Here is a 14,820-nt window from a genome sequence, read left to right as displayed (position 1 = left end):
ACTGACCCACCCTCATGACTGTGAACCGCCTGCGCCCCCGCCGCTCCTGTCTGGCCGTCCCCGGCAGCAACCCGCGCTTCCTGGAGAAGGCGCAGGGCCTGCCGGCCGACCAGGTCTTCCTCGACCTGGAGGACGCCTGTGCCCCGCTGGTCAAGGAGAGCGCCCGCCACAACATCGTGGACGCGCTGAACAACGGCGACTGGGGCAACAAGACCAAGGTCGTCCGGGTCAACGACTGGACCACGCACTGGACCTACCGGGACGTCATCACCGTGGTCGAGGGCGCCGGCCCGAACCTCGACTGCATCATGCTCCCCAAGGTGCAGGACGCCACCCAGGTCAAGGCGCTCGACCTGCTGCTCACCCAGATCGAGAAGACCATGGGCTTCGAGGTCGGCAAGATCGGCATCGAGGCGCAGATCGAGAACGCCAAGGGCCTGGTCAACGTCGACGAGATCGCCGCCGCCTCGCCCCGGCTGGAGACCATCATCTTCGGCCCGGCCGACTTCATGGCCTCGATCAACATGAAGTCCCTGGTGGTCGGCATGCAGCCGCCCGGCTACCCGGCCGACGCCTACCACTACATCCTGATGCGGATCCTGATGGCCGCCCGGATGCACGACCTCCAGGCGATCGACGGCCCCTTCCTGCAGATCCGCAACCCCGAGGGCTACCGCGAGGTCGCGAGCCGCGCCGCCGCCCTCGGCTTCGACGGCAAGTGGGTGCTGCACCCGGACCAGGTCGGCGCGGCCAACGAGATCTTCTCGCCCTCGCAGGAGGACTACGACCACGCCGAGCTGATCCTCGACGCCTACGACTGGTGCACCTCCGAGGCCGGCGGCGCCAAGGGCTCGGCGATGCTCGGCGACGAGATGATCGACGAGGCCAGCCGCAAGATGGCCCTGGTCATCGCCGGCAAGGGCCGCGCCGCGGGCATGCAGCGCACCTCCAAGTTCGAGATCCCGGAGGCGTAAGACCATGCAGTTCGGACGCACCTACGAGGAGTTCGAGGTCGGCGCGGTCTACAAGCACTGGCCCGGGAAGACCGTCACCGAGTACGACGACCACCTGTTCTGCCTGCTGACGATGAACCACCACCCGCTGCACATGGACGCCAACTACGCGACCACCACCGTGCAGGGCCAGAACGTCGTGGTCGGCAACTACATCTACTCGCTGCTGCTCGGCATGAGCGTCGAGGACGTCTCCGGCAAGGCGCTCGCCAACCTGGAGATCGAGTCGCTGCGGCACATCGCGCCGACCTTCCACGGCGACACCCTCTACGGCGAGACCGTGGTGCTCGACAAGAACATGACCTCCAAGCCGGACCGGGGCATCGTGTACGTCGAGACCAAGGGCTACAAGCAGGACGGCACGGTCGTCTGCATCTTCCGCCGCAAGGTGATGGTGCCGACCGAGCAGTACCTGAAGGAGCGCGGCGGCGACCAGCCCGGCCGACCCGAGCCCCTCTCCTAGACCCCGGCCGAGGAGCCGCCGTCATCGGCCCCTCTCCCGGTCACGGGGCCCCGCAGAGTCACGCCTGCGGGGCCCCACAACTCCCCTCCACCCTCAGACCTTTCCTGGAGCCGCACGATGGGACGCCTCGCACAGACCGACGGCCTGACCGAGATCCAGCGGGACATCCTCGCCACCGTGCGGGACTTCGTCGACAAGGAGATCATCCCGGTCGCGACCGAGCTGGAGCACAAGGACGAGTACCCGACCGCGATCGTCGAGGGGATGAAGCAGCTCGGCCTGTTCGGCCTGACCATCCCCGAGGAGTTCGGCGGCCTGGGCGAGTCCCTGCTGACCTACGCCCTGGTGGTCGAGGAGATCGCCCGCGGCTGGATGTCCGTCTCCGGCATCGTCAACACCCACTTCATCGTGGCCCACATGATCAACGCCCACGGCACCCAGGAGCAGAAGGAGTACTTCCTGCCCCGGATGGCCGCCGGCGAGATCCGCGGCGCCTTCTCGATGTCCGAGCCGGGCCTGGGCTCCGACGTGGCGGCGATCTCCACCAAGGGCGTCAAGGACGGGGACTTCTACGTCCTCAACGGCCAGAAGATGTGGCTGACCAACGGCGGCACCTCCACCCTGGTCGCGGTCCTGTGCAAGACCGACGAGGGCGGCTCCACCCCGTACAAGAACATGACCACCTTCCTGATCGAGAAGGAGCCGGGCTTCGGCCCGAACCCGAAGGTCCCGGGCCTCACCGTGCCCGGCAAGATCGAGAAGATGGGCTACAAGGGCGTCGACACCACCGAGCTGGTGCTCCAGGACGTCCGCATCCCGGCCGACCGCATCCTGGGCGGCGTCCCGGGCAAGGGCTTCTACCAGATGATGGACGGCGTCGAGGTCGGCCGGGTCAACGTGGCCGCCCGCGGCTGCGGCGTGGCCCGCCGCGCCTTCGAGCTGGGCATCTCCTACGCCCAGCAGCGCTCCACCTTCGGCAAGAAGATCGCCGAGCACCAGGCGATCCAGTTCAAGCTCGCCGAGATGGCCACCAAGGTCGAGGCCGCGCACCAGATGATGGTGATGGCCGCCCGCAAGAAGGACAGCGGCGAGCGGAACGACCTCGAGGCCGGCATGGCCAAGTACCTGGCCTCCGAGTACTGCAAGGAGGTCGTCGAGGACGCCTTCCGCATCCACGGCGGCTACGGCTTCTCCAAGGAGTACGAGATCGAGCGCCTCTACCGGGAGGCCCCGATGCTGCTGATCGGTGAAGGTACGGCGGAGATCCAGAAGATGATCGTGGGACGCCGCCTGCTCGAGGAGTACCGCATCGCGGACTGAGACCACCGTCCGACCGGGCCCGGCGTGCGGGCCGGGCCAGGTCCGGCCGTAGGGCGTGTACCCCCGGGGTATGCGCCCTACGGCTGCTTCCGTACGCTCTTGATTGACGACCCGTCAGCCGTGTTCGTATTGAGACGTGGGTCACGAGGCGAGCTCGGACCCTTGGGGAACCGCAGTCCGCCGCGTTACGGTCGTACACATAGCAGGCACGGATCGGCACCGCACCGGACACCCAGCTCAGCAGGCGGCTTGCCCACCTACCGCCTGGTCCCGATACCATCCACCGGGACAGCATGCCGTCCCTTTATCACTCGATCCCCGCGGTGGCCCCCGTCCAGGTGCCAAGCTCTGCCGGCCGGGGCCCGCGACTAAGGTATTCGATGCCCATCAGCCCGTCCCCTCACTCCTCCGCTCCGGCTGGCGATGCCCTCGCCCCGGCGAACGGTCGACGCCCGCGCGTCACCATCGCGCGAGGAGCCACCCCCTGGTTCGTGCCCACCCTGGCAACGGCCGCGATCACCACCGCCCTCACCCGGCGGAGCGGCAAGTGGGCCGTGGCGGCCGTACCGGCCTGCGCGCTCAGCGCGGGCATGCTGTGGTTCTTCCGTGACCCCGAGCGGGAGATCGGGCAGGGCCGGGTCATCTCCCCGGCCGACGGCGTGGTCCAGTCCATCGACGCGTGGCCGGACGGCCGCACCCGCGTGGCCATCTTCATGAGCCCGCTCAACGTGCACGTCAACCGCGCGCCGCTGCCCGGCACCGTGACGTCCGTCGAGCACGTGCCCGGGAACTTCGTCCCGGCGTTCAACAAGGACAGCGACAACAACGAGCGTGTCGTCTGGCACTTCGACACCGAGCTCGGCGACATCGAGATGGTGCAGATCGCGGGGGCCGTGGCCCGTCGCATCGTGCCGTACGTGGACGCCGGAACCAAGGTCGAGCAGGGCGAGCGGATCGGTCTGATCCGCTTCGGCTCCCGCGTCGACACCTACCTGCCGGCCGGCGTCGAGGTCGGCGTCGAGGTCGGCCAGAAGACCACTGCCGGGGTGACGCGCCTTGACCGTGACTGATCCTGAGACCCTGGTCGGGCTGGACGACGAGGAGACGGCGCTGCGCCGTCGCCGCTGGGCCCGCGACCGGGAGCTGCGTGCTCCCCGTTCGCCCCAGCACCTGTCGACCGCCGACTTCCTGACCCTGGGGAACGCCGTCTGCGGCTTCCTGGCGATCTACTCGATCACCACCGGGGTCCTGATGCCGCACATCACCGGCGCCTCGGCGGCCGGGCCCGACAAGCACAGCGCCGCCACCGCGGTGACGCTGCTGCTGATCGGCTCGATGTGCGACCTGTTCGACGGCCTGGTGGCCCGCAAGCTGCGCTCCTCGGCGCTGGGCGCGGAGCTCGACAACCTGGCCGACCTGATCAGCTTCGGCATCGCCCCCGCGTACTTCGTCGCGGTCTGGGGCATCGTCAGCCCGGGCTCGGACCAGCGCTTCTCGGCGCTGATCGCGCTCACCGTGCTGCTCGCGGTGGTGCTCCGGCTGGCCCGCTTCTCGGCGGTCAAGATGGCGCCCGGGATCTTCCAGGGCATGCCCTGCCCGATGGGTGCCATGACGGTGATCGCCATCGTGCTGCTCGACCCGCCGTTCGTCCCGGGCCTGCTGATGATCTTCGGCGTGGCCTACCTGATGGTCAGTCGGATCGAGTACCCGAAGCCGCAGGGCATGCTGGCCACCGCCACCCTGTGCTGGATCGTGGTCTCCATCGGCTGCCTCGCCGCCTGGGCGGCCGGCCTGCCCGGTGGCAACACCCTGATGCACGTCGGCGCGGTCGCCCAGATCACGCTGGCCGCGATGGCCCCGCTGCTGGTCATCCGCCGCAAGGTCGGCCAGAAGGTCGGCGACGTCCGGGCCCGCCGCGCGGAGTCGCGCAGCGGCTGCTGACGCCGCCCCACGCACGAAGAGAAGGCCCCGAACCGGATCCCGGTTCGGGGCCTTCTCCGTCATGTCGTGCGCGCTACGCCCCGCCGTTGTGCACGCTGAAGGCGCTGCGGCGGGCCGCCCGGGCCACCACCGGGTCCGGGTGGACCGAGGCGACGGCGGTCAGCACCGAGGCCGCCCTGGGGTGGCCGGACTGCCGGGCCCGGTGGAACAGCCGGACCGGCTCGCCGGCCGAGGCGCCCTCCACGTGGCCGACCAGCAGGCTGGTCTCCCCGTGGTCCAGCACCGCCGCGGCGGTGTCCACCCAGAGCCAGGCGGCGTCCTCCGCCGTCAGCACGTCCGAGGGCAGCACCCCCGCCTCGTCCGACTGCTCGGCCAGCCAGAGCAGCGCGTACGGGCGCAGCACGGGCTCGTCCACGGCCGCCCGGACCGCCTGCTCGGCGGTGCCGCCGGCCACCCGGAGCGCCTCGAAGGCCAGACCGCGCAGCAGCGCGTCCTCGCCCCGGGCGGCGTCCAGCAGCTCGGCCACCGCGCGGTCCACCGGCCGGGCCGCGACCCAGGCCCGGTACTCGGCGCGGGCCGGGCCCGGCGAGTAGTTGGCGCAGGCGTCCAGCAGTTCCAGGGCGCTCTGCTCGATGTGCCCGGCGGCGGTCTGCGCGACGGTGCAGATCTCCTCCAGCTTGGCCCGCACCGCCCAGTGGCCCAGCGGGGAGAGCTCGGCCGCCTCGTCGTGCCGGGTGAGGGCACCGACGGCCGCCAGGCCGTCCAGCATCCAGTCCAGCACCGCGGCCACCTCGGCCGGGGCGTGCGGGGTGTCGATCTGCGGCTCGCGGCAGGTGCCGCGGACCGCCGAGACGGCGGAGGCGGCGTGCGGGACGGGCGAGAGCGGGCTGGTGCCCGCCGCCACCCGGCGCTCGTCCAGGCCCCGGCGGAGCAGCTCCAGCAGCTCGCTGTCGGGGACCGGGCCGTCCACCAGGTGCAGGAAGGACAGCAGCTGCGGGGCCTGGTCCACCGCCTGGCCCGCCAGCACCGCGAAGACGCCGCGCATCGCGGCGGGCGGCATCGGGGCGACCAGCGTCCAGGCGTCGAACAGCGCCGACCAGCCGCGGATCACGGCCTCGTCGTCGTGCTCCCAGGCGTGCAGCCGCCAGCCGGGTGCGGCGCCGCCCTCGCGGGCCTCCACCAGGCCGACCAGCAGTGCCTGGCCCCAGGCGCGGGCAGCGGCCCCCACGGTCATCGCCAGGGCCTTCCCGGCGGCGCGGGCGTCCTCGGGGAGGAGCTCCCCACGCTTGTCCACGTGCTCCAGCTCACCCGCCCAGCGGGCGATCCGGACCGCGTCGGCGAGCATCCGCCGGGCCAGCGGGGCCAGCTCGGAGGGGGCCGGGAGGCCATCGGGAACCGGCACCCGGCCCCGGCCGGGCTTGGGTGCGGGCGTGCGGCGGCGCGGGGCGCCCGGCTGCACTGTGTCGGGCCGACGGGCCGAACCGGGGAGACGGGTCACCGTCGCACCGGTACCGGTCTTCGGCGGGAGCGGGGCATCACGGTCGCGCGGATTCCGAGACGTCACGCCGTGCAGTCTTCCCCGTGTACGGGCCTCCTGTCACATCGGCTTTTCGCGCGAGCGGTGCAAACCCGACCGAGAAGGTCATTTCTTCGGTCATCCCCGGCCACTGGAGGCAGGCGAACCGGTAGGGCAGCGACCTCGGGGGCGCGGGGCTCTGATCATGTGCGGCTCCGCCGCGCGGGCGCGCAACGGGCAGCAGAACCGGCCTGGCCGGCGGTGGTGGTCACACCGGGGGCGCGGGGAACTGCGCGAAGCGGAAGGCGGCTCACCTGCAACTTAACCGCCGTCAGCCAGTTGCACGTGCTGCCGTTCCCCCGCGCGCCCGCGCGGCGGAGCCGCAGATCAGCAGAGCCCCGCGCCCCTGCGGGGCGCTCACTGGCGACGCGCTGCCACCGTCAGAGGAGCGGGGTGAGCCAGCGGCGGAGGGATTCGGTGTAGGGGGTGGGGGCGGCGTTCCAGAGGGCGGCGTGTTCGGCGTGGGGGACGGGGTGGAGGCTGACCAGGTCGCCGCGGAGGTCGGCCAGGCGGGCGGCGGCGGACCAGGGGGCGATGGAGTCGTCCGGGCTGTGCAGCAGGAGGGTGGGGACGTGCAGGTCGGTGCCGGAGGCGAGGCGGGCGAAGCCGGCCAGGTCGACGCCGGCCCGGCCCTCGGCCGCGAGGGCGCCGAGTTCGGCGACGGCGGCCGGGACGCCGGCCCGGGCGCGTTCGCGGCGGACCGTCCGGGACCAGTCGAGCACCGGCGAGTCCAGCACCAGCCCGGCGATCGACTCCCGGAAGGCCGAGCGGGCGGCGGTCTGGAGCGCCATGGTGGCGCCGGTGGACCAGCCGTAGAGGATCACCTTGCCCGCACCGCTCTCCAGGGCCAGCCGGATCGCCGCCTCGACGTCCTCCCACTCGGTCTCGCCGAAGTGGGTGAGGCCGTCCGGCGACTCCGGGGCGCCCTGGTCGCCGCGGTAGGTGACGGTGAGGGTGGGGAGCTCCAGGGCGCGCAGGGTCGGGATGACCGGGAGGGCCTGGGTGCGGTCGGCGCCGGGGCCGTGCACCAGCAGGACCCAGGTGCCGCGCTTGCCGGGGGTGTACCAGGCGGGGAGGTCGCCGTGCTCACCGGCCGCGATGGTGTCGGTGTGGTCGATGCCGAGGGCGGTACGCGGGTCACCGGTGAGCACCCGCGGGGTGAACTCGACCTTGGTGCCGGGGTCGAGGGAGCCGCCGTCGACCAGCTCCAGGCGGCGGGTGACGGTCTGCGGCCCGGTGGCCAGCACCTCGCCCACCACGGCGTGCCCGCCGTTCGGCCACTCCAGCGCGTACCGGCCCGACAGGGCGGTGGCGGAGCTGCGGGTGAGCACCACCGCGCCCGGGGCCAGGTCGTGCACCCGCAGTTCGGGGGCGCTGCCGGGCTCGGGCCGTCCGGGCCGCACCACGTTCTGGGAGGCCCGGCGGCCGATCAGCAGGACGGCCGCGCCACCGGCTCCGACGACGGCGGCGGCCACCATGGCCGCGGTTCCCCAACGCATGGGCGCTCCCGGGTGTGAGGGCGGGTCTCGGACGTTGCGGTCCATTCGACCGGGGGCGGGAGCGGGGTGCCACCGGAGTGCCGCCGTACGGGAACGGGAGCGGACGGTGCGTCAGACGGGGATGTCGGTGGGGCGGGCCGCGAGCAGTTCCCAGAAGCGCTGGAGCGGCGGCACGTCGGGCTGCTGCTCGGCGACGGGGGCGGGTGCGGCGCCCCAGTGCATCGGCACGACGTGGTCCTGCTGGAGGTCGGCGAGGACGCTCTCCAGGACGGAGCGGGGCACCGGCAGCAGCTTGGCGACCGGCTTCACCTGGCTCTGCCAGCGGCCGTCCACGCACTGCCGCAGGCACTTCTCCAGGGCGTCCTGACGGTTGGTCACCCAGGCGAAGGCCCGGAGGGTGAGGCCGAGGACCTGGGCGAGTTCCCAGGACTGCTCCGGGTCTCCGGGCCAGCTGCCGGTCAGCTCGGCCTGTTCGTAGACGCGCAGGGCCACGCCGATCCGGCGGGCGGCCTGCTCCTGGGTGAGCTCCCGGGCCACCCGGAAGTCGCGCAGGCTCGACGGGGCGGTGCCCATCAGCTGCGCCGGCGGGCACCAGAGGGCGCGGGCCAGGGCGATGAACTCGGTCTCGTCCGGGCGGTACTCCCCGGTCTCCCAGCCGATCACGTGGGTGGGCAGCAGCCGCACCCCGTGCGCGGCCATGCCGGCCGCGACCTGATCGGGCGTCAGCCCGAGGCCCACCCGGTGGGCCCTCGCGGCGGCGGGTGAGAACGGGACCGGCGTGGGGGTGGGCGGTCTGCGGCGCATGCCCAGACCGTAGGTGCGGCCCGGCTGCCGCCTGCACCCGCTGAACGCACGAACCGGATTCCCGGCCCGGGGCGCGGCGCTGGAGGATCCTCCCACTACTGACGGGTGATCACCCAGGGCCGCTCGGAGATAACGACGGCGAGGAGCGCCCCGCAGGGGCGCGGGGAACTGCGCGTGGGGGAACGGCAGCACGTGCAACTGGCTGACGTGCCTTGAGTTGCAGGTGGACCGCCTTCCGACTCGCGCAGTTCCCCGCGCCCCTGCGGGGCGCTCCCGGGCGTCACATCTTGCCGAAGAGCTCCTCGATGGTGGCCGGGGTGGGGAGTTCGCCGTTGGGGGTGAGGCGGTCGACCGTCGACGGGAGGTGGGTGGCGAGGGTGTCGGCGGCCTGGTCGGGGGTGATGCCGGCGTTGCGGGCGAGCATCTCGAGTTCGCCGGGCGGGAGGGCGGCGGCGAGTTCGGGGCCGGTGACGGGGTGGTTGTCGCCGGTGCCGACCCAGGAGCGGGCCTGGGAGCCGAGACCGCCCTCCGTCAGCTGCTGGAGCAGGGCGCCGAGCCCGTTGCCCCGCCCGGCGCCGTTCGCGGCCAGCGAGCCGAGCAGGATGGAGAGCAGGTTCCCCGCGCTGGCGTTCCCACCGCCGCTGCCGCCGAGCAGGCCGCTGAGGAGTTTGCCGAGATCGGTCATCGCCGTCCCTCTTGTTTCTTCCGGGTCCGGTACGGCGACGGTGCCGTGCCACGGCCAGCCTGCCGCCGCCGCAGGCGCGCCGCACGGCGGGGCGGACAACCGTGTGACCAACCCCTCCGCCACCGTTGTTGACGCCCGGTCGAGGGGCGTGGTGGGATCTTTCAGCCAATCGGAGGCAAGGAGAGGAAGCCGGTGCGAATCCGGCGCGGTCCCGCCACTGTCACCGGGGAGCACGCTCGAACCATGGTCACGACGGCCCGCCCAGGCGGCTGTTGGAAGGCCCGAGGGTGTGTCCGACCCGGAAGCCAGGAGACTCTCGCCCCCGCTACGTCGATCCAGGGCGCGGACCCTGAGTGAGGACACGCACTGATGCCGCCTGCCCGGAGCCACGCCGACTCGCCCGCACCGTGCGCCGTCTGACCCCCTTTCTGCTGGGCGCCGCCGCCGGCTACCTGGCGGACGCCCGCTTCGGCGATCCCCGGCGCGGCCATCCGGTGGCGCTGTTCGGTACGGCCGCGACGCGGCTGGAGCGCCGGATCTGGCGCGACGACCGCGCCGTGGGTGCCGCGTACACCGCCGTCTGCGTCGGGGCCGTCGCCGCGGGGGCCTCGCTGGCCGGGCGGGCCGCGCGCCGCAGCCCGGTGGCGAGTGCGGCGCTGGCCGCCGCCGCGACCTTCACGGTGCTGGGCGGCAGCTCGCTGACGAAGGAGGCCCGGACCATCGGGGCCTCGCTGGAGGCCGGGGACCTGACGGCGGCCCGGGAGCGGCTGCCGCACCTGTGCGGGCGGGATCCGAGCGGCCTGGACGGGCAGCAGATCGCCCGCGCGGTGGTGGAGTCGGTGGCCGAGAACACCGCCGACGCCGTGGTGAACGCGCTCACCTGGGGGGCGCTGGCCGGGACGCCCGGGCTGCTGGCCTTCCGGGCCGTCAACACCTTGGACGCCATGGTGGGCCACCGCTCGGCGCGGTACCTGCGGTTCGGCTGGGCCTCGGCGCGGCTGGACGACGTGGCGGGCTGGCCGGGGGCGCGGCTGACCGCGCTGCTGACGGTGGCGGCCGCGCCGGAGCCGGGGACGGCCTGGCGGGTGTGGCGGCGTGACGGTTCGTCACACCCGAGCCCGAACGCCGGGCAGGCGGAGTCGGCCTTCGCGGGGGCCCTGGGGGTGCGCCTCGGGGGCACGCTGCAGTACGGGGAGCGCGTGGAGCACCGGCCGGTGCTCGGGGCGGAGCTGCGCCCCGTGGGCGTGCGGGACATCGAGCGGGCGTGCGCCCTGTCGCGCCGGGTGGGCGTGCTGGCGCTGGGCGTCGCACTGGTCGGACGGGCCGTCATCTCCGGTGCGGGCCGGAAGAGGAGGACAACGTGAGCAACGCGCTGCTGGTCGCCGGGACCACCTCGGACGCCGGGAAGAGCGTCGTGACGGCGGGCATCTGCCGCTGGCTGGCCCGGCAGGGGGTGCGGGTCGCCCCGTTCAAGGCGCAGAACATGTCGCTGAACTCCTTCGTCACCGCCGACGGCGCCGAGATCGGCCGGGCCCAGGCGATGCAGGCGCAGGCGGCCCGGGTGGAGCCGGAGGCGGCGATGAACCCGGTGCTGCTCAAGCCCGGGGCGGATGCGCGCAGCCAGGTGGTGCTGCTGGGCAAGCCGGTGGCCGAGGTCGGCGCGCTGGACTACCGGGAGCGCAAGCCGTACCTGCTGGAGCGCTCGCTGGAGTGCCTGGCGGACCTGCGCAGCCGGTTCGAGGTGGTGGTCTGCGAGGGCGCCGGTTCGCCGGCCGAGATCAACCTGCGGGACCGGGACATCGCCAACATGGGCCTGGCCACGGCGGCGAAGCTGCCCGTGGTGGTGGTCGGCGACATCGACCGGGGCGGGGTGTTCGCCGCCATGTACGGGACGCTGGCGCTGCTCTCGGCGGAGGACCAGGCGCTGGTGGCGGGCTGGTTCGTCAACAAGTTCCGGGGCGACGCGCGGCTGCTGGAGCCCGGGCTGAGGATGCTGCACGAGCTGACGGGCCGTCCGGTGCTGGGCACTCTGCCGATGCTGCCGGGCCTGTGGCTGGACGCCGAGGACTCGCTGGACCTGACCACGGTGGTGGACCGGGGCGCGGTGCGCGGGCCGGTCGGCAAGGACGTGCTGCGGGTGGCCGTGGTGCGCTTCCCGCGCCTGTCGAACTTCACCGACCTGGACGCGCTGGCCCAGGAGCCGGGCGTACTGGTGCGCTGGGCGACCCGGGCCGAGGAGCTGGCCGACGCGGACCTGGTGGTGCTGCCCGGCACCCGGGCCACCGTGGCGGACCTGGCCTGGCTGCGCGAGCGGGGCCTGGAGCCGGTGCTGCGCGAGCGGGTGGCGGCGGGGCTGCCGGTGCTCGGGGTCTGCGGCGGGTACCAGATGCTCGGCCGGGAGATCGAGGACGAGGTGGAGTCCAGGGCCGGGCGGGTGGACGGCCTCGGGCTGCTGCCGACCCGGGTGGTGTTCGGCCGGGAGAAGGTGCTGGCCCGGCCGGTCGGCGAGGCCTTCGGCGAGCGGGTGGAGGGGTACGAGATCCACCACGGCGTGGTGACGGTGGAGGAGTCCGCCGAGGCCTTCCTGGACGGCTGCCGGGTCGGCCCGGTGTACGGCACCACCTGGCACGGGGCGCTGGAGAACGACGGCTTCCGGCGCGAACTGCTGCGGATGGTCGCGAAGTTGGCCGGACGGGCGTTCGTGCCCGCGCCGGACACCTCCTTCGCGGCCGCCCGCGAGGAGCGGCTGGACCGGCTCGGTGACCTGATTGAGGAGCACGCCGACACCGACGCCCTGTGGAGAATGATCGAATCCGGCGCACCCGCCGGCCTGCCCTTCGTCCCGCCGGGGGCGCCGCACACCGTGGAGACCGAGCGATGACCGACGTGCGTTACCCCTTCACCGCGATCGTCGGGATGCCCGACCTGCGGCTCGGGCTGCTGCTGAACGCGGTCTCCCCCGCCGTCGGCGGGGTGCTGGTGCGCGGCGAGAAGGGCACCGCCAAGTCGACCATGGTGCGCGCGCTGGCCGGGCTGCTGCCCTCGATCGCCACCGTGCCCGGCTGCCGCTTCGCCTGCGACCCGGCGAGCCCGGACCCGCAGTGCCCGGACGGCCCGCACGCCGAGGTGGCGGGTGACGAACGGCCCGCGTACCTGGTCGAGTTGCCGGTCGGCGTCTCCGAGGACCGGATCGTCGGCTCGCTGGACCTGGAGCGGGCGCTGGCCGAGGGCGTGAAGGCGTACGAGCCCGGCCTGCTGGCCAGGGCGCACCGGGGCGTGCTCTACATCGACGAGGTGAACCTGCTCCAGGACCACGTGGTGGACCTGCTGCTGGACGCCGCCGCGATGGGCCGCTCCTACGTGGAGCGCGAGGGCGTCTCGGTGCGGCACGCGGCCCGCTTCCTGCTGGTCGGCACGATGAACCCGGAGGAGGGCGAGCTGCGTCCGCAGCTGCTCGACCGCTTCGGCCTCACGGTGGAGATCGCCGCCACCCGGGACCCGGAGGAGCGGGCCGAGGTGGTCCGGCGGCGGCTGGCCTACGACGCCGACCCGGCGGGCTTCGCGGCGCGGTTCGACGCCGAGGAGACGGCGCTGGCCGAACGGATCACCACCGCGCGGGAGTTGCTGCCGCAGGTGGAGCTGACCGACCTGGCGCTGCGTCAGATCACCGCCGTCTGTGCCGCGTTCGAGGTGGACGGCCTGCGGGCGGACATCGTGATGGCCCGCACGGCCGTCGCGCTGGCCGCCTGGGAGGGCCGGACGGAGGTGCTGGAGGAGGACGTCCGCAAGGCCGCCCAGCTGGCCCTGCCGCACCGGCGCCGCCGCAACCCCTTCGACGCGCCGGGCCTGGACGAGGAGCAGCTGGACCGCACCCTGGACGAGCACCGCGACGAGCCGGAGCCGCCGGAGGGCGACGGGCCGGACGACGGCGGTGGCGGCCCGGACGGTGGCGGTGGCGCTCCCGAGCCGCAGGGGGACGCGCCGGACGGCAGCTCCGCCCCGGAGGCCCCCTCGGAGGCTCCCGAGGCCGAGCCGAACGTGCCCTCCCAGGGCGGGAGTTCGAACGCGCCGGTGGCCTCCGCCGGGGAGCCGTACCGGACCAGGCTGTTCAAGGTGCCCGGCACCGGGAAGGGCGCCCAGGGGCGCCGCTCCCCCGCCGAGACCGACGGCGGGCACACCATCCGGGCCCGCCGCCCGCAGGGCCAGCTGGCCCGGCTGCACCTGAGCGCCACCCTGCGGGCGGCCGCCCCGCACCAGGTGGCCCGGGGGCGCGACTCGCGGGCGCTGCGGCTGCGCAAGGACGACTTCCGCGAGCAGGTGCGCCAGGGACGGGAGTCCAACCTGGTGCTGTTCGTGGTGGACGCCTCCGGCTCGATGGCGGCCCGGCAGCGGATGACCGCCGTCAAGGGCGCCGTGCTCTCCCTGCTGATGGACGCCTACCAGCGCCGGGACAAGATCGGCATGGTCACCTTCCGGGGCGCCGGGGCCGAGTTGGCGCTGCCGCCCACCTCCTCGGTGGAGGTCGGCGCGGCCCGGCTGGAGCAGCTGCCGACCGGCGGCCGCACCCCGCTGGCGGCCGGGCTGCTGCGGGCCCACGAGACGCTGCGGATCGAGCGGATGCGCGATCCGCACCGCCGCCCGCTGCTGGTGGTGGTCACCGACGGCCGCGCCACCGGCGGCAAGGACGCCCTGGCGCAGGCCGGCCGGGCGGCCGGGCTGCTGGCCGCCCAGGGCACCGCCAGCGTGGTGCTGGACTGCGAGTCCGGCCACGTCCGGCTCGGCCTGGCCCGCACCCTGGCGGGCCAACTCGGCGGCACCGCCGTCACCCTGGACGATCTGAGGGCCGAGGGCGTCGCCGCCCTGGTGCACGCGCACCGGCCCACCACGACCATGCGAAAGGCAGCCTGAACCCATGCCCAAGGGCCAGCCCGAGACCGTCCCCGACGACGGTCTGACCACCCGTCAGCGCCGCACCCAGCCGATCACCGCCGTGCACACCGGCCCCGGCAAGGGCAAGTCCACCGCCGCCTTCGGGATGGCGCTGCGGGCCTGGAACCAGGGCTGGCCGGTCGGGGTGTTCCAGTTCGTGAAGTCGGCCAAGTGGAAGGTCGGCGAGGAGAACGCGCTCAAGGTGCTCGGCGCCTCCGGCGAGGGCGGCACGGTGGACTGGCACAAGATGGGCGAGGGCTGGTCCTGGGTCCAGCGCGACATCGAGTCCTCCGAGGAGGCCGCCAAGGAGGGCTGGGAGCAGGTCAAGCGCGACCTGGCGGCGGAGAAGTACCGCTTCTACGTGCTGGACGAGTTCACCTACCCGATGCACTGGGGCTGGGTGGACGTGGCCGAGGTGGTGGACGTGCTGAAGAACCGCCCGGGCAACCAGCACGTGGTGATCACCGGCCGCTACGCCAAGGACGAGCTCCTCGAACTCGCCGACCTGGTCACCGAGATGACCAAGGTGAAGCACCCCATGGACGCCGGCCGCAAGGGCCAGCGCGGCATCGAGTGGTAGTAGGAAGCCC

At 73.4% G+C, this 14,820-nt stretch carries 13 protein-coding genes and 1 riboswitch; of the genes, 9 read left to right on the top strand and 4 right to left on the bottom strand.

Going from position 1 to position 14,820, the window contains the following annotated elements:
- The first annotated feature begins 14 nt into the window (after positions 1-14).
- The 5 genes from ACWCYY_RS17630 to ACWCYY_RS17610 all read left to right on the top strand — a co-directional run bounded on the left by ACWCYY_RS17630 (position 15) and on the right by ACWCYY_RS17610 (position 4,737).
- Positions 15-974 carry an HpcH/HpaI aldolase/citrate lyase family protein gene (locus ACWCYY_RS17630; RefSeq protein WP_449796533.1) on the top strand — a complete coding sequence of 320 codons (960 nt, stop codon included), beginning with the start codon at positions 15-17 and terminating at the stop codon, positions 972-974.
- A gap of 4 nt (positions 975-978) precedes the next feature.
- A complete protein-coding gene (locus ACWCYY_RS17625) occupies positions 979-1,476 on the top strand; it encodes a MaoC family dehydratase (RefSeq protein WP_345290795.1) in 498 nt (165 codons plus the stop codon).
- A 117-nt stretch (positions 1,477-1,593) separates the two neighbouring features.
- Entirely contained in the window at positions 1,594-2,796 is a 1,203-nt protein-coding gene (locus ACWCYY_RS17620) for an acyl-CoA dehydrogenase family protein (protein ID WP_345290796.1), read from the top strand.
- Between the two features lie 380 nt (positions 2,797-3,176).
- Positions 3,177-3,866, top strand: a complete 690-nt coding sequence (locus ACWCYY_RS17615; RefSeq protein ID WP_345290797.1) for a phosphatidylserine decarboxylase — start codon at positions 3,177-3,179, stop codon at positions 3,864-3,866.
- Complete coding sequence (locus ACWCYY_RS17610) at positions 3,853-4,737, top strand: CDP-alcohol phosphatidyltransferase family protein (RefSeq protein WP_380149066.1); 885 nt, start codon at positions 3,853-3,855, stop codon at positions 4,735-4,737. Before ACWCYY_RS17615 ends, ACWCYY_RS17610 begins: the two co-directional genes overlap by 14 nt.
- A 73-nt stretch (positions 4,738-4,810) precedes the next feature.
- Here ACWCYY_RS17610 and ACWCYY_RS17605 read toward each other — a convergent pair whose 3' ends face one another.
- From ACWCYY_RS17605 to ACWCYY_RS17590, 4 genes are all read right to left on the bottom strand, one after another.
- Positions 4,811-6,139, bottom strand: a complete 1,329-nt coding sequence (locus ACWCYY_RS17605; protein WP_345290798.1) for a hypothetical protein — start codon at positions 6,137-6,139, stop codon at positions 4,811-4,813.
- A gap of 554 nt (positions 6,140-6,693) precedes the next feature.
- Positions 6,694-7,812, bottom strand: coding sequence for an alpha/beta hydrolase family protein (locus ACWCYY_RS17600; RefSeq protein ID WP_449796532.1), 1,119 nt, complete (start codon positions 7,810-7,812; stop codon positions 6,694-6,696).
- Between the two features lie 111 nt (positions 7,813-7,923).
- Positions 7,924-8,616: a helix-turn-helix domain-containing protein gene (locus tag ACWCYY_RS17595; RefSeq protein WP_345290800.1), complete on the bottom strand. Its 693-nt coding sequence runs from the start codon at positions 8,614-8,616 to the stop codon at positions 7,924-7,926.
- Between the two features lie 280 nt (positions 8,617-8,896).
- A complete protein-coding gene (locus tag ACWCYY_RS17590) occupies positions 8,897-9,424 on the bottom strand; it encodes a YidB family protein (protein WP_380149061.1) in 528 nt (175 codons plus the stop codon).
- Positions 9,425-9,457: 33 nt separating this feature from the next.
- A riboswitch (cobalamin riboswitch) is annotated at positions 9,458-9,639 on the top strand.
- A gap of 69 nt (positions 9,640-9,708) precedes the next feature.
- Between ACWCYY_RS17590 and ACWCYY_RS17585 the strand changes: the two genes are divergently transcribed.
- Genes ACWCYY_RS17585 through cobO form a run of 4 tightly spaced genes read left to right on the top strand, consistent with a single transcriptional unit; the run spans position 9,709 to position 14,810 of the window.
- Positions 9,709-10,665, top strand: coding sequence for a cobalamin biosynthesis protein (locus ACWCYY_RS17585; RefSeq protein WP_449796531.1), 957 nt, complete (start codon positions 9,709-9,711; stop codon positions 10,663-10,665).
- Positions 10,662-12,182 (top strand): cobyric acid synthase, encoded by a 1,521-nt coding sequence (locus ACWCYY_RS17580; protein ID WP_380149057.1) that lies wholly within the window; start codon positions 10,662-10,664, stop codon positions 12,180-12,182. The genes ACWCYY_RS17585 and ACWCYY_RS17580 overlap by 4 nt, the downstream gene beginning before the upstream one ends.
- Positions 12,179-14,209, top strand: a complete 2,031-nt coding sequence (locus ACWCYY_RS17575; protein WP_449796530.1) for a putative cobaltochelatase — start codon at positions 12,179-12,181, stop codon at positions 14,207-14,209. The genes ACWCYY_RS17580 and ACWCYY_RS17575 overlap by 4 nt, the downstream gene beginning before the upstream one ends.
- Before the next feature lie 4 nt (positions 14,210-14,213).
- Entirely contained in the window at positions 14,214-14,810 is a 597-nt protein-coding gene (gene cobO / locus ACWCYY_RS17570) for a cob(I)yrinic acid a,c-diamide adenosyltransferase (RefSeq protein ID WP_380149053.1), read from the top strand.
- Positions 14,811-14,820 lie beyond the last annotated feature (10 nt).

It is taken from the genome of Kitasatospora sp. NPDC001664 (genome assembly GCF_053596675.1).
This window is presented reverse-complemented; position numbering and strand designations above follow the sequence as displayed.

Coding starts and splice junctions, on each gene's coding strand:
- ACWCYY_RS17630 (WP_449796533.1), top strand. CDS start 15: ATGACTGTGAACCGCCTGCGCCCCCGCCGCTCCTGTCTGGCCGTCCCC.
- ACWCYY_RS17625 (WP_345290795.1), top strand. CDS start 979: ATGCAGTTCGGACGCACCTACGAGGAGTTCGAGGTCGGCGCGGTCTAC.
- ACWCYY_RS17620 (WP_345290796.1), top strand. CDS start 1,594: ATGGGACGCCTCGCACAGACCGACGGCCTGACCGAGATCCAGCGGGAC.
- ACWCYY_RS17615 (WP_345290797.1), top strand. CDS start 3,177: ATGCCCATCAGCCCGTCCCCTCACTCCTCCGCTCCGGCTGGCGATGCC.
- ACWCYY_RS17600 (WP_449796532.1), bottom strand. CDS start 7,812: ATGCGTTGGGGAACCGCGGCCATGGTGGCCGCCGCCGTCGTCGGAGCC.
- ACWCYY_RS17595 (WP_345290800.1), bottom strand. CDS start 8,616: ATGCGCCGCAGACCGCCCACCCCCACGCCGGTCCCGTTCTCACCCGCC.
- ACWCYY_RS17575 (WP_449796530.1), top strand. CDS start 12,179: ATGACCGACGTGCGTTACCCCTTCACCGCGATCGTCGGGATGCCCGAC.
- cobO (WP_380149053.1), top strand. CDS start 14,214: ATGCCCAAGGGCCAGCCCGAGACCGTCCCCGACGACGGTCTGACCACC.